A 25,488-nucleotide genomic window follows, 5' to 3' on the forward strand; every position below is an offset into this window, starting at 1 on the left:
AGATTCGATGGGGTGACTGCCTCACCCGCCCCGTCGGCTCCGCCGCCTCACCAGCCCCCCGCGCAGGAGCCAGTGCAAATTCTCGGTCTGTGGAACATCGCCGAAGCAGAACCCGATCGGATCGCGATGGTCGATCCCTGGGGCCGGGAGGTGACGTATCGCGAACTGGCCACGCTCGCCAATCGTTACGCCACCGGCCTGCGCGGGCTCGGCTTGAACACCGGTGACGTGCTGGTGACCATGGTGCACAACTGCGTGGAGGCGATCGCGGCGTATTTCGCGGCCTACCAGTCCGGGTTGTACATCGTCGCGGTGAACTGGCATCTCACCGGTCCGGAAGTGGCCTACATCCTGTCCGACAGCGAAGCCAAGGCGTTCATCGCCAGCGATCGTTTCGCCGCCGCCGCCAAGGCCGCCGCCGACGAGGCGGGGCTGCCCGCGACGGCGCGCTTCGCGGTGGGCGAGATCGAGGGCTTCAAGTCGGTGGCCTGGCTCGGCGCGGCCGACACCGGCCGTCCCTCCGACCGCAGCACCGGCGCGCCGATGCTCTACACCTCCGGGACCACCGGACGGCCCAAGGGCGTCCGGCGGCCGCTCACCGGCGCGGACCCCGATGTCGTTCCGCCGCACACCACCGCGTTCTTCGGCCTGTTCGAGCTCGCGCCCTACGACGACCACGTGCACATCTGCGGCTCGCCGCTGTACCACACGGCGGTGCTGAACTTCGCCACCATCTCGATCCAGCTGGGCCACAAGCTGGTTCTGATGGATCGCTGGGACGCCGAGGACATGCTGCGGCTGATCGACAAGCACCGGGTGACGCACAGCCACATGGTGCCCACCCAGTTCCATCGGCTGCTCGCGCTGCCGGAGGAGGTGCGCGCCAAGTACGACGTGTCCTCGCTGCGCAGCATGGTGCACGGCGCCGCGCCCTGCCCGCAGGAGACCAAGCGGCAGATGCTCGAGTGGTGGGGTCCGACGGTCACCGAGTACTACGCGGCCACCGAGGGCGGCGGCACGGTGATCAACGGCACGGAGTGGCTGCGCAAGCCGGGTTCGGTCGGCAAGGCGTGGCCGTGGTCGGTGATCAAGGTGCTCAGCGAGGAGGACGGCTCCGAGGTGCCGGTCGGCGAAACCGGCCTGGTATACATGCGCATGGGCGCGTCGAGTTTCGAGTACCACCACGACAAGGCCAAGACCGAGGACTCGCGCGTCGGCGACCTGTTCACCGTCGGCGACATCGGCCACCTCGACGAGGACGGCTACCTCTACCTGCACGACCGGCGCTCGGACCTCATCCTGTCCGGCGGTGTGAACATCTACCCGGCGGAGGTCGAGAACGTGCTGATCACCCACCCGAAGGTCGCCGACGTCGCGGTCTTCGGCATCCCGCATCCGGATTGGGGCCAGGAGGTGAAGGCGGTCGTACAGCCCGCCGACGGAACCGAGGGCGACGACGCGCTCACCGAGGAACTGCTCGCCTTCGCCGCCACCCAGTTGGCGAAGTACAAGATGCCCAAGTCGATCGACTATCTGCCCGAACTGCCGCGCGATCCCAACGGCAAGCTCTACAAGCGCAAGCTCCGGGAGCGGTACATTCCCGCGTCCTGATCCACCCCGCCGGACGGACGGCGCCGGCCCACGCCCGGTGGAGGCGAGGCTCGCCGCGCAGCCGGGCCGCTGGGGCTGTGACCCGGCCACGCGACGACGCCGAAAGCGAATGCGCCTCTCACGATTACCGTGAAGGGCGCATTCGTGTCCCCGCGAGATCGGACTCTGGGGGCTTACGTCGTCTCGATTCCGCTCCGGCTCACTCGTCCGGTGTGTACTCGGCGTACCGCCCCGACGTGGGGAAGGTGGCTAGGGCCAATTCCCGTGCAGCTTGGGTCAATGCGGCTATGGCCCGGTGCTCGGGACCGAGGTACCGGCCCGCTTCCTCTGTGATCTGTTGGAGCTGGTCTCGTAGCCGCACCGAGGTTTCCTTGTCGAGTGCGCCGGGGGGTTCCGTGGTAGACATACCGCTCCTCTGGTCAGAACCGGTTAGGGCACTTGGAGGTCGGGACCTCCACCGCGCCGGAGGCATTGTTGTAGGTGAACTGGTGCCCCTGAATCTTGCCGCGTATACCGACGCTGACACGCCACTTCCCGGCGTAGCACGCAGCCGACGCCGCGTAGGAGTGTCCACCGCCCCGGAATGGTGGGGAGATGGTCGAATCGGTTCGGGTAGAGACAACCTCCCACCGACCGCCTTCCTCGTGCTGCAACGCCAGGACGACTATGTGTTCGTCCGGCGGGAAATCACACGCGGCAATACCGTCGCCCGTGATCTGGGGCGGTAGCACTGTCGGCACCGAGTGCGTGAACTCGAAATCGCAACTGCGGGCGGCGTGGGCCGCGCCGGTAGCCGCTGGACTCATGCCGATCAGCACAGCCGCAGCGATCAGCCCAGTAATGGTTTTCAACGGTTATCCCCCGATTTCGATGTCAGACCGGACCTAACTCGCTCCAGAAGATCGGGCGTTGGAGGTTCCCACTCGTCAAAGCTGGAGAGAAGAAACAGACCCGATCTCGTACCGGGATCACGTTCCGGAAAACCCTCGCCGGTCATCTAGATTCCGCCTTGCTGACGCGTATCTTCGCGTTCGATCCGGTCCCGCCCCTGTTTCGGTATCCGCTGAGGCCAGAACACCACCGCGAAGAACGCGACCAACGGGACAGCGAAGGCTATGAACAACCCCATCACGCGGGCTCCGTCTCGTCGTCCGCCGAACCGAGTCGTTCCGCTTCACCAGGGCCGAACGCCCGAGCATCGGTTCTGTACGTGCAATCTCGTGCACGACATGATTCGGAGGTACACAGATGCCGTTACGTTTCCTTGGCAAAGGCGGAAGCACCAACAACGGGTGTCCTACTTTGCTGGCGAATGATCCCGGCGGGTACGTCGTCCAAGCATGGAAAACGGACCAGGCCGATACAGTCGAGTTGCCACACCTGCTACTCGGGTTCTTGGAACCGGATACGTTCATCGGTGCGACGTTGACCGACACCGGCCGGGGAACATTCCGGCTCACCGGTCGGCCGGTCACTGAACCGGAACTACTCGCCCAGCTCGACATCGCGGCCGACGAAACCGCTATAGAGGTTCCGAAGCTAGAAAGGACATTCTACGGTGCTGCTAGTGCCCGATGAAGGGTTCCCGGACCTACTCCGGACCTGCAAGCGGGAAGCGTTTCATCTCGAAGTGCTCGACACTTACGCCGAACCGAACGAGCATGAACCGTTCCGGCGATTCCTGGCAGACGAGCCGGATGACTACGCATGGTTCCAGCCGTGGACCGAGCTGATACAGGAGACGACCAGCCGGGGTGTAGCGGTCACACGGGTACGAATCGTCACCGAACCGCACACCGACTACACCCGGTTCGCGCTTGCCGTGGCAGCGCTCAATGTACGGGCAGGCGAAGACATTCGATATCTTCCCCGGCATCATGCCGGGGAAGTCCCTTCGGATGACTACTGGCTACTTGATGACGAAACAGTGGTCTTCTCAGCGTTCGGGGAGTCCGGAGGTTGGTCCGGTGCGGCAACTACCGACCCGCACATTGCCGCGTACTGTCGCGGGCTCCGAGCCCGGTTCTGGCCTCTTGCCACTCCGTTTCCGGAGTACGTCACACAGTGACCGGTTCAGTTGACCAGCAGCGCGAGTATCTCGGGGCGCAACTCCGAGGTATTCGCGTTGCCGCCGGGTTGTCCGGTGCGGAGTTGGCACGCCGTAGCGGATGGGACCCAAGCAAGGTCTCAAAGATCGAATACGGCCGGATACGCCCGTCTCTAGAGGACATCTCGGTGTACTGCCGACACTGCAACGCGGGTGACCAACTAGCAGACCTCCACGCGGCGCGGCAGAGCATCGATACCGCGTACCTCGAGTGGCGGAAGATTCTCGGTACCGGAACCAAGCGCAGACAGCAAGCGTCGATCAAGTGGGAATCCGAAGCTCGGATCATCCGATCGTTTGAACCGGTCTTGGTTCCCGGTCTTCTACAGACCGCCGACTACGCGGCGGGCATCCTGCGGAAGGTGATCGAGTTCCAGCAGATTCCGAACGATCTGGACGCGGGTGTATCCAAGCGGTTGCAGCGGCAACAAGTCTTGTATCAGCGGGATCACTTGTTCCACTTCGTCCTTGGTGAACAAGCGTTGTATACCACCGTTGGCGACGCTCAGACGATGGTCGGCCAGCTCGACCGGCTCTTAGCTGTCCAAGGTATGCCACGTGTGACGCTCGGTATCGTGCCGATGCTGGCACCGTTCGAGACGGCTACCACGTCGTTTCTGATGTTCGATTCGAGCCGTGTCCTGGTCGAAAACATAACAGCAGAGCTGTCGATCACTCAGCCGCGAGAGATAGCGGTGTATCACCGGACGTTCGATGTCCTGGCCGGTCAGTCCGTGACCGGCGAAGCAGCACGGGAGCTGATCCGCAAGGCGCTGGACGCCCGTACGCCCCGACCGTGACCGTGACCGTGCAGGGGGATTCGCTGGTCAGCGGTTCGGGAACCTTCTCCACGTCGATCTTCGCGCACGGTGCAAGAGGACGGCGGCGCCTACTCGCGCCCGAACAGCAGGGCTCGAAGCGGTGCTGTTCACACGACGCATCCACGGCGCTTATGCCGCGAAGGGCGCCTCGGGTCAGATGCTCTCGCGCAGTTCAGGTGCGAGGCCGAACAGCGGGAACAACTTCTCGGTGTCGAGGAAGAAGTTCAGTCCGGCGATGGTGTCGCCGTCGAGCTCCAGCACCGTGATCGACCACGGGACCCACACGCCCGGCTCGCCGCTCGGCTTGTAGTGGCCGAAGGCGGGCAGGCCGTTGGCGCCTTCCAGCCGGACCAGTCGCGAATCGCGGCAGGCGCTTCCGTGGCCGAGCATGAACGCGGCCACGTTCTCCGGGCCGGAGATCCACAGCTCGATCGGCGGCATGGACAGCGCCACATCCGCTTTCAGCAGCGAGGTGAGCGTGTCCATGTCGTAGGCCTCGAACGCTTTGACGAAACCGTCCACCAGTTTGCGCTGGCCCTCGTCGGTTTCGTCGTAGGTGTCGGTGGCCGCGGGCTGGACCTTGGACATGGTGGCGCGGGCTCGCTGCAGTGCGCTGTTGACCGACGCGGGCGACATGGTGAGCGCCTCGGCGGTCTCGTTGGCGGAGAAACGCAGCACCTCGCGCATGATCAGGATGGCGCGCTGGGTGGCAGGCAGGTGCTGGCAGGCGGCGACGAAGGCCAGGCGCAGCGTGTCCTTGGCGGTGGCGTGCTCGGCCGGGTCGGCGCCGAAGGCCAGGGCGTTCGGGATCGGCTCGATCCAGACGTAATCCGGCTGCGGCGCGGGCAACGGCGCGTCCGGCCGGGACGGACCGGACAGATCCATCGGCCGGGCGCGGCGCTGCGGACCGTCGAGCATGTCCAGGCAGACGTTCGTGGTGATCTTGTACAGCCAGGAGCGGAGGCTGGCGCGGCCCTCGAACGAGTCGTAGGACTTCCACGCCCTGGTGAGCGTCTCCTGCACCGCGTCCTCCGCTTCGAAGGAGGAGCCGAGCATGCGGTAGGCGTACGCGCAGAGCTCCCTGCGATGGGTCTCGAACGCGGCGAGCAGATCGGGAGCGAGGCCGGCGGGGGAGGCTGGCGAGTCGGTCATGGGGTCACCCTGCCACAGGCCACCGACACAAAACAGGCCCGGCGAACTCGAGCGCAGCCCCGATCAAGATCACTAAACCTACTCGGCATGTGGGACCTGTCACGGACGCCGCGACGATGAGTTCGCCCACCGGAACCCGTCCTATCCAGTGACACGAACGGACTTGCTCGAGAGGAAGAGGCCATGAGCAGCAAGATGATCTTCATCAATCTCCCGGTCGCCGATCTGCACCGGTCGATGGCGTTCTACGAGGCGCTGGGCTGGAAGGTCAACCAGGAGTTCACCGACGACAACGCCGCCTGCATCGTGGTGGACGACAACATCTGCTTGATGCTGCTCATCAGGGATTTCTTCACCACGTTCAGCAAGCGCCCGGTGGCCGACACCAAAGCGGCGATCAACGCCGCGTACGCGCTCGCCCTCGGCAGCGCCGATGAGGTCGACAGCCTGACCGAGGCGGCGCTCGCCGCGGGCGCGACCGAAGAGGTGAACGAGGACAAGCGGGCGCAGGAGGCGCAGGTGGGCATGCACGGCCGCACCTTCATCGACCCGGACGGTCACCAGTGGGAGCCGTTCTGGATGGACTACCCGGGCGCGAACTGAGCCCGGCGAGGGGTCGCCCCCGATGCGTGCGCATCGGGGGCGTAGGGCTCGGGTGGAAACTCAGTTTCCGGTGAAAGAGGGCTTACGCTTCTCCGCGAACGCACGCGGCCCTTCCTTGGCGTCGGCCGAGCGGAATACGGACATGCCGAGCTTGGCGTCGATCTGGAAGGCGTCCTCTTCCGGCATGGCCTCGGTCTCCCGAATGGTGCGCAGGATGGCCTGCACGGCGAGCGGGCCGTTGGCGGCGATCTGTGCCGCGATCTCCAGCGCTTTGTCCAGCGCCGTCCCGTCCGGCACCACGTGCCCGATCAGGCCGATCTCCTTGGCCTCCGCGGCGCTGAGGTGCCGTCCGGTGAGCAGGATCTCCGCGGCGACGGTGTAGGGGATCTGGCGGACCAGCCGCACCGCCGAGCCGCCCAGCGGGAACAGGCCCCAGCGCGCTTCGGAGACACCGAATTTCGCGCTCTCCCCGGCCACCCGGATGTCGGTGCCCTGCAGGATCTCGGTGCCGCCCGCGATGGCCGGACCCTCCACCGCCGCGATCAGCGGCTTGGTCAGTCTGCGGCCTTTGAGCAGCGCCTCCAGCTTGGCCGGATTCCACCCGCCGCCGTCGATGGTGTCGCCGGGGTGCTCGGAGGTCATGCCCTTGAGATCGGCGCCCGCGCAGAACGCGCCGCCGGCGCCGGTCAGGATCGCGACCCTGATGTCCGGATCTTCGTCCACCTGGTTCCAGGCGTCCTTCATGATCGCCATCATCTCGCCCGACAGCGCGTTGCGCGCCTCGGGCCGGTTCATGGTGACGATGAGGACGTGGTCGCGCTTCTCGACGAGGCAGTGCGGCATCGCTGATTCTCCTGACTTCCGAGCCTTGTCAGAAACAGTAACACGTTCTATTTTTATGGCTGTGAGCTACAACATAGCGGACCTTGTCGAACATGCCATCGACCTGATGCCCGACCGCGTCGCGCTGGCCGACGACGGCCGCGAGGTCACCTACGCCCAGTTGGAGGAGCGGGCCAACAAACTCGCTCACTACCTGCAAGAACAGGGAGTCCAGCCGGGCGACAAGGTGGGTATCTACTCACGCAACACGATCGAGGCCGTCGAGGCCATGGTCGCGATCTTCAAGGCGCGGGCCGTGATGATCAACGTGAACTTTCGTTACGTCGAGAACGAGTTGCAGTACATCTTCGACAACTCGGACATGGTGGCGCTGATCCACGAGCGGCGCTACAGCGACCGGGTCGCCGCGGTTCGGCCGAAGACTCCGCTGCTGCGCACCGTCGTCGTCGTCGACGACGATACGACCGGCGCCATTCCCACCGCAGCGGATTCGGTGGAATACGAAGCGGTCATCGCGCAGTCCTCCGGGGAGCGTGACTTCGGCGAACGCTCCCCGGACGACCTGTACATGGTCTACACCGGCGGCACCACCGGCATGCCGAAGGGCGTGATGTGGCGCCAGGAGGACGTATGGCGCGTGCTCGGCGCAGGCATCAACTTCATCACCGGCGAATACGTCCAGGACGAGTGGGAGCTGGCCAAGGTCGGCGCGGGCAGCCCGCCGATGGTGCGGTTCCCGATCCCGCCGATGATCCACGGCGGGGCGCAGTGGGCCACGTTCCACAGCCTGTTCGGCGGCGGCAAGGCCGTGATGCTCCCGGAGTTCTCCGGGCACGGCGTCTGGCAGGCCATCGACAAGCACAAGATCAACCTGATCTTCATCACCGGTGACGCCATGGCGCGCCCGATGCTCGACGCGCTGATCGAGGGCAATCCGGAAACCGGTCAGCCCTACGACCTTTCGAGCCTGTACGTGATGGCCAGCAGCGCGGCGCTGTTCTCGCCCGCGCTCAAGGACCAGTTCCTGGAGCTGCTGCCCAACCGGATGATCTCCGATTCGATCGGCTCCTCGGAGACCGGGTTCGGCGGTATCGCCATCGTCGCCAAGGGCGCGACGCACACCGGAGGGCCGCGCGTGAAGATCGACGCGTCCACCGAGGTGCTCGACGAGGACGGCAATCCGGTGCAGCCCGGCTCCGGCGTGGTCGGCATCCTGGCGCGGCGCGGGCACATCCCGCTGGGCTACTACAAGGACGAGGCGAAGACGGCCGCGACCTTCAAGGAGTTCAACGGCGTCCGCTACGCCATCCCCGGCGACTTCGCCCGCGTCGAGGAGGACGGCACGGTCACCATGCTCGGCCGCGGCTCGGTCAGCATCAACAGCGGCGGCGAGAAAATCTACCCCGAGGAGGTCGAGGGCGCGCTCAAGACCCACCCGGAGATCTTCGACGCGCTCGTGGTCGGCATCGACGACGAGCGCTGGGGCCAGCGCGTGGTCGCGGTGGTGCAGTGCCGCGGCGAGTCCCGCCCCACCCTCGAGGAGCTGCGCCCCATACTCACCCAGGAGATCGCGCCCTACAAACTTCCGCGCAGCCTGTGGTTCGTCGACGAGATCAAGCGTTCCCCCGCGGGCAAGCCCGACTACCGCTGGGCCAAGGAACAAACGCAATCCCGCCCCGCCGACGACAACGCGGTGGCGAGCGCGAAGTAGAAGTGCGTCGACGTGGTCGGCCACCGCGCCTCGCGGGGTGGCCGGCCATTACGGCATCAGCGCCGCCGATCGGTCTGCCGTGGATGCCCCGTACCGGCGAGTGTGAGGTAGAGGGTGCGGTTTGCGTCATCGATGGCGTACCAGATCCGGCCGCCTCCGGTGATCTCGTACTGCCATTGCTCCAATTCCGCGCCGCCGAGTTTGACCGATTTGAGCTCATACTTCAGTCGATGCTGCCGCGAAGGGTTCGTCATGCTTCGAGGATCGCTGGTGATGTCGACCCATGCTCGATCGAGGTTTCCCGGTGCCTAGGCCAACAGTTCGGCCCAACCACGCGCGGCATTCGAGCTGTGCACGACAACGCGCCACGGATTGGGGCGCGGTACCTCATCACCTCGGTGCAGCTTCATTCCGCCGTTCCCGGCCGTGTGACCTCGGTGAAGTCCGCCGGGTCGAACGGACCGGTCAATCGGCGGGCGAGTTCTGGTTGCGCGTAGATCTCGGCGGTGCTCCGCCAGGCGGCCAGATCGCGGGCGAACGGAATGAACAATCCGGTGTCCGCACCGGCGATGAGCTGGTCCAGCAGTTCGCTCACCGCTTCGGTGCGTCCGGTCTCGGGTAGCCATTTCAGCCAGGGCAGCTCTTCGGCGAACACCTCTTCCGCCAAAGACCGATTCGACCGGGCGATGATGGCGAGGGTGCGGGCGAGCAGCCGCGTCGCGGCCTCCTTGGCCTCGAACCGCTCCGAGCGAGACAGCACGAGATTCTCCGCGTCGCGGCGCTCCAGGATGACGTCGGCGTCGTCCAGGGCGGGAAACACCGACGTCTGTTTACGAATCAGGTCGCTGAAGGGAAAACTCTTCGCGGTCATGTGCCTAGCCTACGCGACTTCTGAAGTAGTTCAGCGGTTGGCGAGTTCCGACAGTTGGTAGGCGAGGCGGTGGCGGAAGGCCGGGATGCGGGACACGGTGCTGAGGACCAGGTTGCGCACGGTGCGGGCGGGGCGGGCGTGCAGGGTTGCCATCTTGGTCATGCGGTCGGTGAACGAGACGACGCCGAGGGCGACGGGGCGGCGGGTGGTTTCGTAGTCGTCCAGCAGGGTGTCCGGCTCGCCCGACAGCACGCGGGCCAGCAGCGGGCCGAGGGCGGCGGCGTCCTGGATGCCGGTGTTCATGCCCTGGCCGCCCGCCGGGCTGTGCACGTGGGCGGCGTCGCCCGCGAGCAGGATGCGGCCGCTGCGGTAGTGGTCGGCGACGCGGTGGTGCACGCGGAAGCGCGAGCTCCACAGCACTTCGCGAACCCGCACCGTGCCGCCGGGGCCGCGGGCGTCCAGGAGCTTCTGGATGTCCTCCGTGGTCGAGTGCTCGGGCGCCGTTTCCAAGGTGGCGACCACGCGGAAGCGGTTCGGCTGCTCTTCGTCGGGGAGCGGCGCGACCACCATGACGCCCTCGGGGGAAAGGTGCAGGGCCACTTCGTCGCGGCCGATCGGCCAGTCCATCCGCACGTCGGCGAGGACGAATGATTCCGGGTATGTCGCACCGGTGAACCCGATGCCCGCCTGCTCGCGGACGATGCTGTGCATGCCGTCGGTTCCGATGACGTAGTCCGCGCGGACACTGCCCGGCGTGCCCGCCTCGTCGGTGTAATCGACCGTGACGCCGTCGTTCTCTTCGGTGATCCGGGTGACCTGGTACGGCCGCTCGACCTCCCCGCCCGCCTTGCGCAGTCGCTTCAGCAGCACCGCCTCGGTGGTGTCCTGCGGGGTCATCAAGGTGTAGGGGTAGCGGGTCGGCAGTCCGTCGAACCCGATGGTCGCCAGGGTGCGCCCGCCGTCGTGGACGGTGAAGCGCGCGACGATGTCGCCGGTCGCGACCAGTTCGTCCGCGATGCCGAGCTGCTCGAGCACTTCCAGCGTTCTGGCGTGCACGACCGCGGCGCGCGAGGTGTTCGCGCCTTCGCTCAGCCGGTCCAGCAGGAGGAAGTCCACCCCCGCGTCGGCCAGCGTGATGGCGGCGGTGAGTCCGGCGGGGCCCGCGCCGACGATCACGACGGAAGTGGTGGCGGGCAGCGGGTTCGGGGTGGCGTTCATCGGAACTCCTCAGGTCAACGTTTGTAGGCCAACGTTTGTTGACCTAACCGTAGGCCGATCTGGCTAGGAAGTCAACAGTTGTTGGCCTACACTTGTTGGCATGACCGTAGAGCCTGATCAAGCGCCCGCTCGCCGCTCGGACGCGACGCGCGCGGCGATCCTGGAAGCGGCCCGCGCGCGGTTCGCCGCCGAAGGTTTCCGCAAGGCCACCATTCGCGCCATCGCCGCGGACGCCGGCATCGACCCGTCCATGGTCATGCGGTACTTCGGCAGCAAGGACGGCCTCTTCGCCGCGGCGGTCGACGTCCGTCTCGATCTGCCCGACCTCGGTTCCGCGGACCCGGACACCCTGGGCGAGCAGCTGGTGCGCCGCTTCTTCGAGATCTGGGAAGAGCAGCCGAACGGGGAGGTGCTGCTGACGCTGCTGCGCTCGTCGATCACCGACGAGGCCGTCGCCGAACGCGTCCGCGCCATCTTCACCCAGCAGATATTGCCCGCCGTGCTGCGTTTCGGCGATCCCGCCGACGCCCCACGCCGGGGAGGTCTGATCGTCACGCAGATGCTCGGCCTCGCCCTGTGCCGCTACGTCCTGCGCCTGCCCCCGGTCGTCGCCCTCACCCGCGACCAGATCATCGCCGAGATAGCGCCCACCCTCCAGCGCTACCTGACGTCCGTCCCCGTCGACTGAAATCAGCTCGTGCAGGCCGGTACCTTCGAACGGTGGCCGACGATCCGCCCGCGCGTATCCAGAGCTCGGGCGCGTATGTGCTCGACCCGTGCCGTGAAGCGTTCGAAGACGCCGCCGACCACGTATTGCGGGTCAGCGCGGAGTTGAACCGGCGACTCGCCTGAAGTGCGACGAAAACGGCCCGCACGGCGTGTTGCCGTGCGGGCCGGATCGGCTACCGTGTCGTGCTCAGCCGGCCAGCAGCGCGCCGAGGGCGCGGAGGTGGTCGGTGCTCGCGCCGAGGGCGAACTCGTTGTGTTTGGCGGCGGTGAAGTAGTTGTGCGCGATGTGGTCGCGGTCGATGCCGACGCCGCCGTGCACATGGACGACGGTGTGCGCGACGCGGTGGCCCGCGTCGGCGGCCCAGAACTTCGCGGTGTGCACGGCTTCGGCGGCGGGCAGGTCCTCCGACAGCAGCCAGGCCGCCTGGGTCACCGCGAGACGCAAGCCTTGCACGTCGATGTAGGCATCGGCGAGCCGCTGGGCCACGGCCTGGAAGCTGCCGACCGCCTTGCCGAACTGCTCGCGCTCCCTGGCGTAGTCGGCGACCAGCTCGAGCGCGCGCTCCAGGGTGCCGAGTTGCGCGGCGCTCAGTCCGAGCCAGGCGCGGGTGAGAATCCAGTCCAGGATCTCCGCTCCGTCGGCCACCGTGCCGACCAGTTCGGCGGGGGTATCGGTGAACTCGACCGCGAACTCGGGACTGCGGTCGACCACCTGCTGTGCGGTCACGGTCGCCACGGCGGGATCGACCAGGAACACCGCGGGGGTTCCGGAGACCGTGGCGGGAACCAGGATTCGCTCGGCCCGGTTCGCGAAGGGCACGGTGGTCTTGGCCCCGGTCAGGCGCCAACCGTCGTCTGTCTCGACGGCGGTGGTGGTCGGCGCGGCGGGTTCCCAGTTGCTCTCTTCGGCCAGCGCGACCGTCAGGATGACGCTTCCCTCGCCTGCCCGCGTGGCCATCTCCTGGTGCGCCGGGGAACCGAACCGAGCCAGCGCACCGGCGCCCAGCACGATCGACCACAGATACGGCACGGCCGCCAGGTGCTTGCCCAGCTCGCGCAGGATCGCGGTCTGTTCGAGCGAGCCGAGGTCGCTGCCGCCGACCGACTCGGGCAGCGCGGCCGCGAGCACGCCGGTCTCGGCCAGCGAGCTCCACAGCTGCTGATCGAATCGCTCGTCGGCCTTGTCGAGTTCGCGCAACCGGTCGGCGGTGACCAGCTTGCCGCACACCTCGCCGGTCAGCCGGCCGAGATCCAGTTGGGCTTCGGTGGGGGTGAAATCCATGGAAGTTCTCCCTGTTTCGATCAGCGCGCCGCGGCAGGCTGCTTGAGGGCGGTCATGGCGATGATGTCGCGCTGCACCTCGTTGGTGCCGCCGCCGAAGGTCAGGATGAGCGCGGCGCGATGCATCCGCTCCAAACGGCCGCGCAGCTGCGCGCCGGGGGAGTCCTGGCGCAGGTAGGCCTGCGGGCCGAGCACTTCCATGAGCAACCGGTACGCCTCGGTGGCCAGCTCGGTGCCGTAGACCTTGCACGCCGAAGCGTCCCACGGGCGCGGGGCCGCGTCGCCGCCCGCGTCGGCCCGGCTGGCGATCTCCCAGTTCAGCAGTTTGAGGTACTCGACTTTGGCGTGCACCTTGGCCAGATTGAGCTGCACCCACTCCCGGTCGATCACGCGGGAGCCGTCGCTCGCCTTGGTGTCCCTGGCCCACTCGACGGTCTGGCGCAGCGCCAGCGCCAGCGGCGCGGCCGAGGTGAGCGCGACGCGCTCGTGGTTGAGCTGATTGGTGATCAGCGCCCAGCCGCCGTTCTCCTGGCCGACCAGCGCGCTCGCGGGCACCCGGACGTCCTGGTAGTAGGTGGCGCTGGTGTCCGGCCCGGCCATGGTGTGCACGGGCGTCCAGGAGAAGCCCTCGGCGGTGGTCGGCACGATGAGCATGCTGATGCCCTTGTGCTTCTTGGCCGTCGGATCGGTGCGCACGGCCAGCCAGACGTAGTCGGCGTAGGCGATCAGGCTGGTCCACATCTTCTGGCCGTTGATCACGTAGTCGTCGCCGTCGCGCACCGCGGTGGTGCGCAGGCTTGCCAGGTCGGTGCCGGCGCCCGGCTCCGAGTAGCCGATGGAGAAGTGCAGTTCACCGGCGGCGATCTTGGGCAGGAAGAACTTCTTCTGTTCCTCGCTGCCGTAGTGCATGATCGTGGGCGCCACCGAGTTGATGGTCAGGAACGGCACCGGGGCGCCCGCGATCGCGGCCTCGTCGGTGAAGATCAGCTGATCCATGGTCGGGCGATCCTGCCCGCCGTACTCTTTGGGCCAGCCCAGCGCCAGCCAGCCGTCGCGGCCCATCTGCTGGACCACCTCGCGGTAGACATTGCCCTGCCCGTACTCGCCGGTCTGCGCGCTCAGGGCCTCCCGGCGCTCAGGGGTGATCAGCCGCGCGAAGTAGTCGCGCAGTTCCGCGCGCAGCTGCTCCTGTTGCGGCGTGTACGCAATGCGCATGGCAATACCTCATGCTCGTTGGATCGGGTTCCCCCGATCATTGCATATGGACTGAAACATGTTCCAGTATTGATACCGAATCCCCCCGATGACGCTCCGGTGGAGCGGATCGGCTTGTTAGGCTTCGGCCAGAGTGGTGGTAAAGGAGTTGCCATGAAGATCAGTGTCGATCCAGACCAGTGCGAAGCTAATGGAATCTGTGTCGGAATCGCCCCCGACGTGTTCGAACTCGATGACGAGGATGTACTGCACATCGCGGAAGCCGACGTGCCCCCCGATCGGCTCTCCGATGTCCGGGACGCCGTCGCCCAGTGCCCGAAGGCGGCGCTGCGGCTGCAGTGAACCGGGCCTTGCCGTAAGTTGGAACACGTTCTAGAGTCGGCCGCGTGAGCAATGATCTGAGCCTGGCGGGCCGTGTAGCGATCGTGACCGGCGGCGGCGCCGGACTTGGGCGGGCCGAGGCGCTCGCGCTGGCCGGGGCCGGCGCGTCCGTGGTGGTCAACGACCTCGCGGAGTCCGACGCGGTCGCCGACACGCTCGGCGCGATCCGTGCGCTCGGCGCCAAGGCGGAGTTCGTCGCGGGCAGCATCGCCGAGCGCGCCACCGCCGACGCGCTGATCCGCACCGCGGAGGAGTCCTTCGGTTCGGTCGACATCGTGGTCAACAACGCGGGCATCACACGCGACCGGATGCTGTTCAACATGTCCGACGAGGACTTCGACGCGGTGCTCGCGGTGCACCTGCGCGGCCATTTCCTGCTGTCGCGCAACGCCGCCGCCTACTGGCGCGGCAAGTCGAAGCAGGCGGGCGCGCCGGTGTACGGCAGGCTGGTCAACACCTCGTCGGAGGCCGGATTGCTGGGCCCGGAGGGGCAGGCCAACTACGGCGCCGCGAAGGCGGGCATCACCGCGCTGACCTTGTCGGCCGCGCGGGCGCTGTCGCGCTACGGCGTGCGCGCCAACGCGATCGCCCCGCGGGCGCGCACGGCGATGACCGAGGCGGTGTTCAGCCCCGCCCCGGAGGGGGAGCCCGACCCGCTGTCGCCCGATCACGTCGCTCGGCTCGTGGCCTATCTGGCCTCGCCCGCGGCCGACGCGGTCAACGGGCAACTGTTCGTCGTCTACGGGGGGATGGTGGCGCTGATGGCGGCGCCCGTCGTCGAGCGCCGGTTCGACGCGGCCGAGGGGGAGTGGTCGCCGCGGGATCTGGCCGACACGCTGGGCGGCTACTTCGCCGATCGCCCCGACGGGCGGACCTTCTCGGCGTCTTCGCTGACCGAGTTGGGGTGAGCCGCGGCGGCTCGCCGCGGGCGCGCTACTGATCAGCTGTCCAACTGTTGATCATGTGATCGGTGCTTGGTAGACATAGGGACGGGTTATGTCCCACCTCACAAAGGTGGGATCATCACTCGCTGACACCGGTTCCAAATTTATATGCCGATCTTTCGAAATAATGCACGTTAAATGTGTGAAAGTGCTACCGGCAACACGGTGAACATGTTCTAATCGTTCCGGCGGTGCGGCCACGGTGAGATTCGCGCCGTGTGCTGTGTACGCCGGTGAGCAAGGAGGATCGCGATGAACGAGGTCCTTGCCGTGCCGTTGCGGGCCGTCGGCGGATTCTTCGAACTCACCGCCGATGTCGCACGTGCCAGCGTGCGCAGACCCTTTCAATGGCGCGAGTTCATCGATCAGTCGTGGTTCATCGCGCGGGTATCGATCGTGCCGACATTGCTGGTCGCCATTCCGTTCACCGTTCTGGTGAGCTTCACGCTGAACATTCTGTTGCGCGAGATCGGCGCGGCCGACCTCAGCGGAGCGGGCGCGGCGTTCGGCGCGGTCACCCAGGTGGGGCCGATCGTCACCGTGCTCATCGTCGCCGGGGCGGGCGCGACCGCGATCTGCGCCGACCTGGGCGCACGCACCATCCGCGAGGAAATCGACGCCATGCGAGTGCTCGGCATCAACCCGGTGCACCGCTTGGTGGTGCCACGGGTGCTCGCATCGATGTTCGTCGCGCTGATGCTCAACAGCCTGGTGTGCACCATCGGCATCGTCGGCGGATTTCTGTTCTCGGTGTTTCTGCAGGACGTGAACCCCGGCGCGTTCGTCAATGGCATCACGCTGCTCACCCATCTGCCCGAGTTGATCATTTCGGAGGTGAAAGCCGGATTGTTCGGACTGATCGCCGGACTGGTCGCCTGCTATCTGGGCCTGAATGTCAAAGGCGGACCCAAGAGTGTCGGTGATGCGGTGAATCAGACCGTAGTCTTCGCTTTTATGGCCTTGTTCGTCGTGAACGTGGTGGTCACCGCCGTCGGCATCAAGTTCACGGCGCGGTGATCCGATGGCCTTCGTAATCGAATCCCGCTTCCCCCGTACCGTTCGACGGGTGCGCCGGATGTCGGATTCGCTCGATTCGGTGGGCAAGCATGCCGTGTTCTATGCCCAGGCGCTCGGTTCCGTTCCGCGAGCTCTACTGCACTACCGCACCGAGACCATTCGGTTGATCGCCGAGATCAGCATGGGTTCCGGCGCGCTGGCGGTGATCGGCGGCACGGTGGTGATCGTCGGGTTCCTCACCCTCTTCGCGGGCGGCACCATCGCCGTGCAGGGCTACAGCTCGCTGGGCAACATCGGCGTCGAGGCGCTGACCGGCTTCTTCGCGGCGTTCATCAATGTCAGGATCGCGGCGCCGGTGATCTCCGGCATCGGCCTGGCGGCCACGATCGGGGCCGGTTCGACCGCGCAGCTGGGCGCGATGCGGGTCGCCGAGGAGATCGACGCGCTGGAGTCGATGGCGATCCGTCCGGTGCCCTACCTGGTCGGCACCCGCGTGCTGGCCGGGATGATCGCGATCGTCCCGCTCTACGCGCTCGCGGTGATCGCCTCGTTCCTGGCCAGCCGGTTCGCCACCGTGGTGATCTACGGGCAGTCGGCGGGCGTCTACGACCACTACTTCTCCACCTTCCTCATCCCCAGCGACATCCTCTGGTCCTTCGCCCAGGCGATCTTCATGGCGTTGGCCGTCATGCTGATCCACACCTACTACGGCTACAACGCCGCGGGCGGCCCGGTCGGCGTTGGCGTCGCGGTGGGCAACGCGGTGCGCGCCTCGCTGGTCGCGGTGGTCACGGTGACCCTGCTGATCTCGCTGGCCATCTACGGCACCTCCGGCAACTTCCATCTCTCCGGATAAGCGATATGGCGGAATCGAAGCAAACGGAAAACCGCCTGGTGCGGGCGCTGCGCGGCGGCCTCGGCCTGAAACTGGCCGGTGCGGCGATGGTGCTGGCGCTGGTCGCGATCGTGACGGTCGCGCTGATCATGTTCGTCGGCGGGTTCACCCCGACGGCCACCGTGACGGTGGACGCGCCGCGCAGCGGGCTGGTGCTGGACCCGGACGCCAAGGTGAAGATCCGCGGTGTGGAGATCGGCCGGGTGGCTTCGGTCGACCATACCGACGAGGGCGCCAGACTGAAGCTGGCCCTCGATCCGGAACTGCTGAAACTGGTGCCGTCCAACGCGGACGTCGACATCAGGTCCACCACGGTGTTCGGCGCGAAGTACGTCAACTTCATCGTCCCGCGGCAGCCGTCGTCCACGTCGCTGCGACCGGGCGCGGTCGTCACCGCGCAGCGGGTGACCGTCGAGTTCAACACCCTGTTCCAGCATCTGTCCGACGTGCTGGCCAAGATCGAGCCGGAGAAGCTGAACGCGACGCTGTCCGCGCTCGGCACCGCGCTGCAAGGCCGCGGGCAGAAGCTCGGCGAACTGCTCGAGCAGAGCGACGCCTATCTGCGTGACATCAACCCGTACCTGCCCACGCTGCAACAGGATCTGGCGAAGACCGGCCAGGTCACCGACCTGTACGCCGACTCGGTGAACGACCTGCTGCGCACCGTGGACAACTTCACGGTCACCAGCAAGACCCTGGCCCAGGAGCAGGACAGCCTGGACAACGTGCTGGTGAATCTCACCGGCCTGGCCGACACCACCGGAGCGGTCCTGCGCGAGAACGAGAATCAGCTCGGCACGGCCCTGGATCTGCTGCGCCCAACCACCGGGCTGCTCGACGAGTACGCGCCCGCGCTGTACTGCCTGATCGGCGGTCTCGGCAAGGCGCTGCCGCTGGGTGAGGCGGTCTTCGGCGGCCTGCAGGAAGGCGTCGCGCTGAACACCGGCTTCATGTACGGAGCGAAGCCCTACACCTATCCGGATGATCTGCCCAAGGTGAACGCGACCGGCGGCCCGCAGTGCGGCGGCATCCTGGACCGGGTGCCGGGCAGCCACTCGAACTATGTCGTCACCGACACCTCGGAGGGGCATGTGTACACACCGTCGACGACGCTGACCGTCAATCCGCCGAAGGTCTTCCAGCTCCTGTTCGCCGGCCTACCGGGGGTGCCGCGCCCGTGAGGAATACCGCGACCACCGTCAAACTGGCCGTCTTCACCTTGGTGATGACGCTGATCTTCGCCGGCCTCGCGGTCGTGTTCAGCCAGATGCGCTTCGCGCGCGAGAACGGCTACCACGCCGTGTTCACCAGTTCCTCCGGCATGCTGCCAGGGGCGAAGGTGCGCATCGCCGGCGTGCCGGTCGGCTCGGTGACGTCGGTGAAAGTCGGCAAGGACTATCTGGCGCACGTCGAGTTCGACGTCGATCGCAAGTACCGGCTGCTCACCAGCACCCGTGCGGCGATCAAATACGAGAACCTGGTCGGCGACCGCTATCTCGAGCTGTCGGAGGGACCCGGCTCGAACCGTGTCCTGCAGCCCGGCGGCACCATCGTCAAGGAGCAGACCGCGCCCGCGCTGGATCTGGACATGCTGCTCGGCGGTTTCCGTCCGCTGCTGCGCGGTCTCGACCCCGGCCAGGTGAACGACCTGACCAACGCGCTGCTGCAGATCTTCCAGGGCCAGGGCGGCACGCTGGTGTCCCTGCTCAACAGCGGCGGCTCGTTCGCCAAGACCCTCGCCGACCGGGACGCCTTGATCGGCAGCGTGATCAACAACCTCAACGCGGTGTTGCGGACCATCGATGAGCGTGGCGACCAATTCGCCACCACCATCGCCGAATTACAGCGCCTGATCAGCGGACTGGCCGCGGACAAGGACCAGATCGGCGACGCGCTGCCGCGCATCGCCGGAGCCACCGGCGACCTGACCGATCTGCTCTCCCAGGCCCGTCCCGACCTGCGCGGCACCATCGAGCAGACCGGCCGCCTTGCCACGAACCTCGACGCCGGGTCGGACACCGTCCAGTGGGTGCTGGACCGGCTGCCGTCGACCTATCGCCAGCTGATCCGCATCGGCTCCTACGGCTCCTTCCTCCAGCTCTACGTCTGCTCGACGAACTTCCTGGTGGACGGCCCGAACGGCCAGACGATGAAGGTCAATATGCCCGGGGCGCAGACGACCGGAAGGTGTGCGGACAACCGATGAACGAGCAGCGATCACCCGCCGTCACCATCGGCATCGTCGGCCTCGTGCTCGCGGTGGCGGTGGCGCTGTCGGCCCTGCAATTCGACCGTTTACCGTTCATCCGCTCCGGCGCGACGTTCACCGCCTACTTCGCCGACGCGGGCGGCCTGCTGCCCGGCGACGCGGTCCAGGTGGCGGGCGTGCGATCGGGGCGGGTGGAAGACGTCAGCCTGGACGGCGCGAAAGTGCTGGTCCGGTTCACGCTCGCGGAGTCGATCGTGCTCGGCGAGAAGACCTCGGCGGCGATCAAGACGAACACGGTGCTCGGGCGCAAATCGCTCGAGGTCACGCCGTCGGGTCCCGGCGCGCTGCGCGCCGACGACACCATCCCGCTCGAGCGCACCACCTCGCCGTACTCGCTCAACGAGGCGCTGAGCGAATTGGCGGGCACGGTGCACGACCTGGACCTGGACCGTGTCGACCAGACGCTGGACGTGCTCTCGGCGACCTTCGCCGACACGCCCGCCCCGTTGCGCTCCGCGCTGGACGGCGTCACCGCGCTCTCCCGCAGCATCAACGCGCGCGACCAAGCGCTGACGGATCTGCTGAAGCGGGCGCAGAACGTGACGAAGATCCTCGCCGACCGCGGCAACCAGATCAACGCGCTGCTGCTGGACGGCAACGAACTGCTCGGTGAACTGGACCGGCGGCGCACCGCGCTCGGGCAGCTGATCGTCTACGTCAACGGACTCGCCCAGCAGCTGTCCGGTCTGGTCGCCGACAACGAGGCGCAGCTGAGACCCGCCCTGGACAAGCTGAATTCGGTGGTGGCGCTGTTGCAGCGCAACAAGCAGAACCTCGCCGACGCGCTGGACGGGCTCGGCCCGTTCGCCGCGGCCCTCGGTGAACAGGTCGGCAGCGGCCCCTACTTCCAGGCGTACGTGATCAACGCGGCGAGCAAGACGTTGCAACCCCTGGTGGACGCGCTGGTGTGGCCGCAGCACCTGCCGAACGACTTGCAGAGCTATCTCACGCCCGCCCCGTCGATCGTTCCCGCGACCCAGGAGCCGCCGCGATGAGTGAGCGCAACACGGCCGCTTGCGCGGTCTTGCCGGAGCCGACCGTCAGCGAGGTGGACGCATGAGCGCGCTGAACGCCGTGCGAAGACTGCCGCGCTGGGCGCTGGTGCTGGCCGGCGTGGTCGTCGCGGCGCTGGTGGTCGCGGTCGCGTGGAACGGCATAACCCGGATCGGGACCACGAAGGTCACCGCCTATTTCCCGTCCACGTCGGGCCTGTACGCGGGCGACGACGTGCGGGTGCTCGGCGTCAAGGTCGGCCGCATCGATGCGATCGAGCCGGGCGCGGACCGGGTGAAGGTGACCATGACCCTGAATCGCGGGGTGGACGTGCCCGCCGACCCGAAGGCGGTGATCATCTCGCCTTCGCTGGTCTCGGCGCGTTTCATCCAGCTCGCGCCCGCCTACACCGGCGGCCCGAAGCTGAAGGACAACGGCATGATCCCGATCGAGCACACCGCGGTGCCGGTCGAGTGGGACGACATCAAGGCCGAGCTGTCCAAGCTGGCCACCGCGCTCGGGCCGGTCGGCGACGACAAACAGGGGTCCTTCGGCCGCTTCGTCGACACCGCCGCGAACAACTTGGACGGCAACGGGCAGCGCTTCCGCGACACGCTGCGGGAGCTGTCTGCCACGTTGAGCACGCTGTCCGACGGCCGCACCGACCTGTTCGGCACCGTGCGCAATTTGCAGAAGTTCGTCGACGTGCTGTCGGCGAGCAACGAGCAGATCGTGCAGTTCGAAGGCAGGCTCGCGTCGGTGTCGTCGGTGCTGAGCGGCGTCTCGGCGGATCTCGGCGCTGGACTGGACAACCTGGACGCGGCGATCGTGGACGTGCGCCGGTTCATCGACGGCAGCGGAGCCGAACTCACCGAGGGGGTGCAGCGGCTGGCCGACGCCACCCAGGTGCTGGTCGACAAGCGCCCGGAACTGGAGCGCGTCCTGCACTCCGGCCCGACCGCGCTGGTGAACTTCTACCAGATCTACAAACCGGCCCAAGGGACCCTGACCGGCGCGATCGCGTTGAACAACCCGGCCGACCCGCTCGGCTTCCTGTGCGGCTCGGTGCGCGCGCTGGAGACCAACGACTCCGATCGCAGCGCCGACCTGTGCGCGCAGTACCTGGCGCCCGTGATCAACAGCCTGAGCATGAACTACGTGCCGATCATGGCGAACCCGGCCAGCGGCGTGACCGCGTTCCCCGACCAGTTGGTGTACACCGATCCCAGCCTGGCGGGGCGGGTGGCGAGCCAGAATCCGGCGCAGCCGCAGCCCGCGCCGGTGAGCATCCCGGACGGCCTCGCCGGACTGGCCATTCCGGGCGTGACAGGAGGAGGGCGATGATGCCGAGGCGGCGGATGCGCCGCACCGCCGCCGTCGCGGCGGGGCTGACGGTGGCGCTCGGCGTCGCCGGCTGTCAGTGGGACGGACTGAATTCGCTTCCGATGCCGGGCACCGAGGGCACCGCGCCCGGCTCCTACGAGGTGCGCATCCAGATGCCGAACGTCACCACGCTGACCAGGAATTCGCCGGTGCGGGTGCACGACGTGGCGGTCGGCACCGTGTCGAAGATCGAGGTGCAGGACTGGCACGCGCTGGTCACCGTCACGTTGAACCCGGACGTGCGCCTGCCCGCGAACGCCGTCGCCGAGATCGGGCAGACCAGTTTGCTCGGCTCCAACCATCTCGAGCTCTCCGAACCGACCGATCAGCCCCCCGAAGGCCAGTTGCAGGCAGGCGACGTCATCCCGCTGGCTCGCGCGGGCGCCTATCCGACCACCGAGCAGGTGCTGTCCTCGCTGTCGGTCGTGCTCAACGGAGGTGGCGTCGCGCAATTGGAGACCATCACCCACGAGCTCAATTCCGCGCTCACCGGGCGCGAGGACGCCATCAGGGACCTGCTGCCGCAGCTGAACGAGCTGACCACGAATCTGGACCGCCAGACCGGCGACATCATCGCCGCGATGAGCGGACTCGACCGGCTCGGCGGTCAGCTCGCCGAGCAGCGCGACGTGGTGGCGGCGGCGATCGAGCAGATCCATCCGGCGTTGACCGTGCTCGCCGATCGCCGCGCGAACATCACCAGGGCGATCACGGCGCTGGGCGAGCTGAGCGACGTCGTGCGGCGCATCGTCGCCGCCAGCGGCGAGGACCTGAAGGCCAACCTGCGCAGCCTCGTGCCGGTGCTGAAATCGCTGTCGGACACCGGCAGCGACCTGACCGAGGCGCTGAAGATCCTGGCGACCTTCCCGTTCCCGATGAAGAACCTGGATCACGCGATCAAGGGCGACTACCTGAATCTGTTCATGACCGTGGACATCACCGGCAAGCGGCTGGATTCGAACTTTCTCACCGGGACGCCGCTGGGCGGACGGTTCGGCGGCGTGGAAGGCGCGCTCGGCAGCTTCGCGCCGGGCACGGCCGCGCAGAACGGCGACCCGGCCACCGGGCCGTTGCAGGCGCCGCCGCCCGCGCCGAGCCAGCCGGCCCCGACCATTCCGGGACTGCCGCCGATCCCGGGCATTCCCGCCATTCCGGGGTTGACCGTGCCCATGCCGGGCGACACCGCGCCGCAAGGGGGTCCGGGACAGTGAAGCTCACCCGGTTCGTCCGTACCCAGCTGATCATCTTCTCCGTGCTGACGGTGGTCGGCCTGGTGGTCATGGGCGGCACTTACGTCAAACTGCCCGCGATGTTCGGCATCGGGCGCTACGAGGTCACCGTGAAACTCGCCGCGACCGGCGGGCTCTACCCGACGGCCAACGTCGCCTATCGCGGCACCAACGTCGGTGTGGTCAAGGAGGTCCGGCTGACGCCGGTCGGGGTGGACGCGAAGCTGTCCATCGCCAGCGACTACAAGATTCCCGCCGATGTGGACGCGTGGGTGCGCAGCGTCTCCGCGGTCGGTGAGCAGTACGTGGACTTGGTGCCCGCGCAGAACCGCACGGGCGGCAATCTGCGCGACGGCAGCGTGATCCCGGTGGAGCGCACCAAGTTGCCGCAGGATGTCGGCGCGCTGCTCGACCAAGCCGACCGGCTGCTGTCGAGCGTCGCGGACACCCGGTTGAAGCAGGTCATCGACGAGGCGTTCCTCGCGTTCAACGGCGCCGGACCGGACCTGCAACGGTTCATCGACTCCGCCTCGCTGCTGGTGCAGGAAGCACAGGCGAACGCGGAACCGACGAAGCGACTGCTCGATCAGATCGGGCCGCTGCTGGACACCCAGACCCGCTCGGATGCCGCGATCCGTTCCTGGACCGCCGATCTCGCGACGGTCACCGACCAGTTGCGCGGGCACGACCCCGCGCTGCGTGGCATCCTGCGCGACGGTCCGTCCTCGATGCAGCGGGTGACCAACCTGTTCGAGGACCTGCGTCCGACCCTGCCGCTGCTGCTGTCGAATCTGGTCAGCGTCGGGCAGGTCGCCGTCACGTATCACGCGGGGCTCGAGCAGATCCTGGTGGTCTATCCGCCGCTGGTCGCCGCGCTGCTGACCGCCGTTCGTGGTCCGCTCGAATACGGCGCGCTGGTCGACTTCATGGCGCTGGTCAACGACCCGCCCGCGTGCACGACCGGTTTCCTCCCGCCGGACCAGCGGCGCTCGCCGAGCGAACTCGACACCCCCGACACGCCGCCCGGCCTGTACTGCAAGGTGCCGCAAGACGCTCCGGAGGCGGTGCGCGGCATCCGCAACACGCCGTGCGCCGAGGTGCCTGGCATGCGCGCCCCGACGCCGGAACTGTGCCGCACGGGGTACGTTCCGATCGGCGACAACCCGCCGTTCGGGCCGCCGCACCCGGTGGCGCCCGCCGCGGCGCCCGCGCAAGAGCCCCCGGTCGTCGCACCGGCGAGTTACGGCGGCGGCACACCGGCCGCCGCGCGGTCGTACGACCCGGCCACCGGCGTCTACATCGGCCCCGACGGTCGGACATACCGGCAGGGCGATATCGGACCGAGCGGTTCGGGCACGGTACCGTCGAGCTGGCAGGCGATGCTCGAGGAGCAGCAACGATGAGTGAGAGCAACGGAGAAGGTCACCGCACCCGACGGCGTGCGGTGCGCTCGGCCGGGCCTCCGGTCGAGGAGAACGCGACCGGCGGCGTGCCGGCGGTGACCGTGCGGGCCCCCGTCGCCACGACCGGTATCGACGTCAAGGACAGCGAGCCGAGTTCGGCCGCCGCGGAGCCGAAGACCTCGTCCGACCAGCCACTGCCCGCCGACGCGCCGAAAGTCTTTGTGCGGAAAGCCGACCCAGAGCCGGCTTCCGAGACAACACCGGCCGAGCCCGCCCGCAGCGAGCGGCGTGGCCTCTCGCGCATCCTCGCCACGGCCGCGGCGGCGCTGCTGGTCGTCGTGCTCGTGACCGGTGCGGTCGTCTCGGCGCTCGTGATGCACCGGGCGCACGAACGCGACGAGCGCCGCGCGGAATACGTGGACACCGCCAGGCAGGCGATCGTCAACCTGACCACTATTCGCGCCGACACGGCCAAGCAGGACATCGACCGGATCCTCTCGCTGGCCTCGGGGGAGTTCAAGACCGAGTTCGACGGCCGGGTGGACCCGTTCACCAGCATCGTGCAGCAGGCCAAAGTGGTCTCCAGCGGCGAGATCGTGGAAGCCGCCCTGGAAAGCGACGACGACTCCTCCGGACGGGTGCTGGTCGCCGCCAAACAGACGCTGACCAACGCGGGCCAAGCCGAGCCGCAGACCAGGTACTACCGGTTCCGCGTCACCGTGTCGCGCGGCGATTCCGGGCTGACGGTGTCCAACGTGGAGTTCGTGGCATGAACGGTCAGGCCCGGAGGCGGCAGCGCAGCGTGACCACGC

Annotated in this window: 27 protein-coding genes; 18 read left to right on the plus strand and 9 right to left on the minus strand. The window is 67.4% G+C overall.

Going from position 1 to position 25,488, the window contains the following annotated elements; translation table 11 throughout:
• Window positions 1-72: 72 nt before the first annotated feature.
• On the plus strand, window positions 73-1,611 hold the full coding sequence (locus tag ACWDMM_RS25285; RefSeq protein WP_449939855.1) for an acyl-CoA synthetase: 1,539 nt from the start codon (window positions 73-75) through the stop codon (window positions 1,609-1,611).
• A 199-nt stretch (window positions 1,612-1,810) separates the two neighbouring features.
• Here ACWDMM_RS25285 and ACWDMM_RS25290 read toward each other — a convergent pair whose 3' ends face one another.
• Entirely contained in the window at window positions 1,811-2,017 is a 207-nt protein-coding gene (locus ACWDMM_RS25290) for a hypothetical protein (protein WP_357110241.1), read from the minus strand.
• 13 nt (window positions 2,018-2,030) lie between these two features.
• Window positions 2,031-2,462 (minus strand): hypothetical protein, encoded by a 432-nt coding sequence (locus tag ACWDMM_RS25295; RefSeq protein WP_449939858.1) that lies wholly within the window; start codon window positions 2,460-2,462, stop codon window positions 2,031-2,033.
• Between the two features lie 716 nt (window positions 2,463-3,178).
• Here ACWDMM_RS25295 and ACWDMM_RS25300 point away from each other — a divergent pair.
• Both ACWDMM_RS25300 and ACWDMM_RS25305 read left to right on the plus strand, forming a co-directional pair.
• Window positions 3,179-3,679 (plus strand): DUF6879 family protein, encoded by a 501-nt coding sequence (locus ACWDMM_RS25300; protein ID WP_357110235.1) that lies wholly within the window; start codon window positions 3,179-3,181, stop codon window positions 3,677-3,679.
• The gene (locus tag ACWDMM_RS25305) at window positions 3,676-4,518 is read left to right on the plus strand and encodes a helix-turn-helix domain-containing protein (protein WP_356963628.1); all 843 of its coding nucleotides are present in this window, start codon (window positions 3,676-3,678) and stop codon (window positions 4,516-4,518) included. The genes ACWDMM_RS25300 and ACWDMM_RS25305 overlap by 4 nt, the downstream gene beginning before the upstream one ends.
• A gap of 174 nt (window positions 4,519-4,692) precedes the next feature.
• Here ACWDMM_RS25305 and ACWDMM_RS25310 read toward each other — a convergent pair whose 3' ends face one another.
• Entirely contained in the window at window positions 4,693-5,691 is a 999-nt protein-coding gene (locus tag ACWDMM_RS25310) for a sigma-70 family RNA polymerase sigma factor (protein WP_357206617.1), read from the minus strand.
• 183 nt (window positions 5,692-5,874) lie between these two features.
• Here ACWDMM_RS25310 and ACWDMM_RS25315 point away from each other — a divergent pair, with 183 nt between their 5' ends.
• Window positions 5,875-6,294, plus strand: a complete 420-nt coding sequence (locus ACWDMM_RS25315; RefSeq protein ID WP_195078120.1) for a VOC family protein — start codon at window positions 5,875-5,877, stop codon at window positions 6,292-6,294.
• Window positions 6,295-6,354: 60 nt separating this feature from the next.
• On the opposite strand, the gene ACWDMM_RS25320 is transcribed toward ACWDMM_RS25315, so the two are convergent.
• On the minus strand, window positions 6,355-7,137 hold the full coding sequence (locus tag ACWDMM_RS25320; RefSeq protein WP_195078121.1) for a crotonase/enoyl-CoA hydratase family protein: 783 nt from the start codon (window positions 7,135-7,137) through the stop codon (window positions 6,355-6,357).
• A gap of 61 nt (window positions 7,138-7,198) precedes the next feature.
• On the opposite strand from ACWDMM_RS25320, the gene ACWDMM_RS25325 reads away from it, so the two are divergent.
• Window positions 7,199-8,848 carry an acyl-CoA synthetase gene (locus ACWDMM_RS25325; RefSeq protein ID WP_449939864.1) on the plus strand — a complete coding sequence of 550 codons (1,650 nt, stop codon included), beginning with the start codon at window positions 7,199-7,201 and terminating at the stop codon, window positions 8,846-8,848.
• A gap of 56 nt (window positions 8,849-8,904) precedes the next feature.
• Here ACWDMM_RS25325 and ACWDMM_RS25330 read toward each other — a convergent pair whose 3' ends face one another.
• From ACWDMM_RS25330 to ACWDMM_RS25340, 3 genes are all read right to left on the minus strand, one after another.
• The gene (locus ACWDMM_RS25330) at window positions 8,905-9,102 is read right to left on the minus strand and encodes a hypothetical protein (protein WP_323124116.1); all 198 of its coding nucleotides are present in this window, start codon (window positions 9,100-9,102) and stop codon (window positions 8,905-8,907) included.
• Window positions 9,103-9,254: 152 nt separating this feature from the next.
• Entirely contained in the window at window positions 9,255-9,719 is a 465-nt protein-coding gene (locus ACWDMM_RS25335; RefSeq protein ID WP_195078123.1) for a hypothetical protein, read from the minus strand.
• 30 nt (window positions 9,720-9,749) lie between these two features.
• Window positions 9,750-10,937 carry an FAD-dependent monooxygenase gene (locus ACWDMM_RS25340; protein ID WP_357110219.1) on the minus strand — a complete coding sequence of 396 codons (1,188 nt, stop codon included), beginning with the start codon at window positions 10,935-10,937 and terminating at the stop codon, window positions 9,750-9,752.
• Between the two features lie 100 nt (window positions 10,938-11,037).
• Here ACWDMM_RS25340 and ACWDMM_RS25345 point away from each other — a divergent pair, with 100 nt between their 5' ends.
• Together ACWDMM_RS25345 and ACWDMM_RS25350 are read left to right on the plus strand one after the other, a co-directional pair.
• Entirely contained in the window at window positions 11,038-11,625 is a 588-nt protein-coding gene (locus ACWDMM_RS25345; RefSeq protein WP_357206611.1) for a TetR/AcrR family transcriptional regulator, read from the plus strand.
• Between the two features lie 32 nt (window positions 11,626-11,657).
• Window positions 11,658-11,789 carry a hypothetical protein gene (locus ACWDMM_RS25350; protein WP_449939869.1) on the plus strand — a complete coding sequence of 44 codons (132 nt, stop codon included), beginning with the start codon at window positions 11,658-11,660 and terminating at the stop codon, window positions 11,787-11,789.
• 64 nt (window positions 11,790-11,853) lie between these two features.
• Here the strand turns inward: ACWDMM_RS25350 and ACWDMM_RS25355 are convergent, their stop codons facing one another.
• Together ACWDMM_RS25355 and ACWDMM_RS25360 are read right to left on the minus strand one after the other, a co-directional pair.
• Window positions 11,854-12,948, minus strand: coding sequence for an acyl-CoA dehydrogenase family protein (locus ACWDMM_RS25355; protein ID WP_195078126.1), 1,095 nt, complete (start codon window positions 12,946-12,948; stop codon window positions 11,854-11,856).
• A 20-nt stretch (window positions 12,949-12,968) separates the two neighbouring features.
• A complete protein-coding gene (locus tag ACWDMM_RS25360) occupies window positions 12,969-14,162 on the minus strand; it encodes an acyl-CoA dehydrogenase family protein (RefSeq protein ID WP_195078127.1) in 1,194 nt (397 codons plus the stop codon).
• A 153-nt stretch (window positions 14,163-14,315) separates the two neighbouring features.
• On the opposite strand from ACWDMM_RS25360, the gene ACWDMM_RS25365 reads away from it, so the two are divergent.
• The 11 genes from ACWDMM_RS25365 (at window position 14,316) to ACWDMM_RS25415 (ending at window position 25,449) form a co-directional block, all read left to right on the plus strand.
• Window positions 14,316-14,504, plus strand: a complete 189-nt coding sequence (locus ACWDMM_RS25365; RefSeq protein WP_195078128.1) for a ferredoxin — start codon at window positions 14,316-14,318, stop codon at window positions 14,502-14,504.
• Between the two features lie 44 nt (window positions 14,505-14,548).
• A complete protein-coding gene (locus tag ACWDMM_RS25370) occupies window positions 14,549-15,451 on the plus strand; it encodes a 3-oxoacyl-ACP reductase (RefSeq protein ID WP_357110209.1) in 903 nt (300 codons plus the stop codon).
• A 288-nt stretch (window positions 15,452-15,739) separates the two neighbouring features.
• On the plus strand, window positions 15,740-16,504 hold the full coding sequence (locus ACWDMM_RS25375) for an MlaE family ABC transporter permease (RefSeq protein ID WP_067795040.1): 765 nt from the start codon (window positions 15,740-15,742) through the stop codon (window positions 16,502-16,504).
• 4 nt (window positions 16,505-16,508) lie between these two features.
• Window positions 16,509-17,360, plus strand: a complete 852-nt coding sequence (locus ACWDMM_RS25380) for an MlaE family ABC transporter permease (RefSeq protein ID WP_039794910.1) — start codon at window positions 16,509-16,511, stop codon at window positions 17,358-17,360.
• 5 nt (window positions 17,361-17,365) lie between these two features.
• Window positions 17,366-18,580: an MCE family protein gene (locus tag ACWDMM_RS25385; RefSeq protein ID WP_195078130.1), complete on the plus strand. Its 1,215-nt coding sequence runs from the start codon at window positions 17,366-17,368 to the stop codon at window positions 18,578-18,580.
• On the plus strand, window positions 18,577-19,605 hold the full coding sequence (locus ACWDMM_RS25390) for an MCE family protein (RefSeq protein WP_195078131.1): 1,029 nt from the start codon (window positions 18,577-18,579) through the stop codon (window positions 19,603-19,605). Before ACWDMM_RS25385 ends, ACWDMM_RS25390 begins: the two co-directional genes overlap by 4 nt.
• Window positions 19,602-20,663 (plus strand): MCE family protein, encoded by a 1,062-nt coding sequence (locus ACWDMM_RS25395; protein WP_195078132.1) that lies wholly within the window; start codon window positions 19,602-19,604, stop codon window positions 20,661-20,663. The genes ACWDMM_RS25390 and ACWDMM_RS25395 overlap by 4 nt, the downstream gene beginning before the upstream one ends.
• A gap of 61 nt (window positions 20,664-20,724) precedes the next feature.
• Window positions 20,725-22,005 (plus strand): MCE family protein, encoded by a 1,281-nt coding sequence (locus ACWDMM_RS25400; RefSeq protein WP_449939877.1) that lies wholly within the window; start codon window positions 20,725-20,727, stop codon window positions 22,003-22,005.
• A complete protein-coding gene (locus tag ACWDMM_RS25405; RefSeq protein WP_397071175.1) occupies window positions 22,002-23,255 on the plus strand; it encodes an MCE family protein in 1,254 nt (417 codons plus the stop codon). Before ACWDMM_RS25400 ends, ACWDMM_RS25405 begins: the two co-directional genes overlap by 4 nt.
• Window positions 23,252-24,676, plus strand: coding sequence for an MCE family protein (locus ACWDMM_RS25410; RefSeq protein ID WP_195078134.1), 1,425 nt, complete (start codon window positions 23,252-23,254; stop codon window positions 24,674-24,676). The genes ACWDMM_RS25405 and ACWDMM_RS25410 overlap by 4 nt, the downstream gene beginning before the upstream one ends.
• On the plus strand, window positions 24,673-25,449 hold the full coding sequence (locus ACWDMM_RS25415) for a hypothetical protein (RefSeq protein WP_449939880.1): 777 nt from the start codon (window positions 24,673-24,675) through the stop codon (window positions 25,447-25,449). Before ACWDMM_RS25410 ends, ACWDMM_RS25415 begins: the two co-directional genes overlap by 4 nt.
• The last annotated feature ends 39 nt before the right edge of the window (window positions 25,450-25,488 follow it).

This window comes from Nocardia sp. NPDC003726 (genome assembly GCF_053586955.1).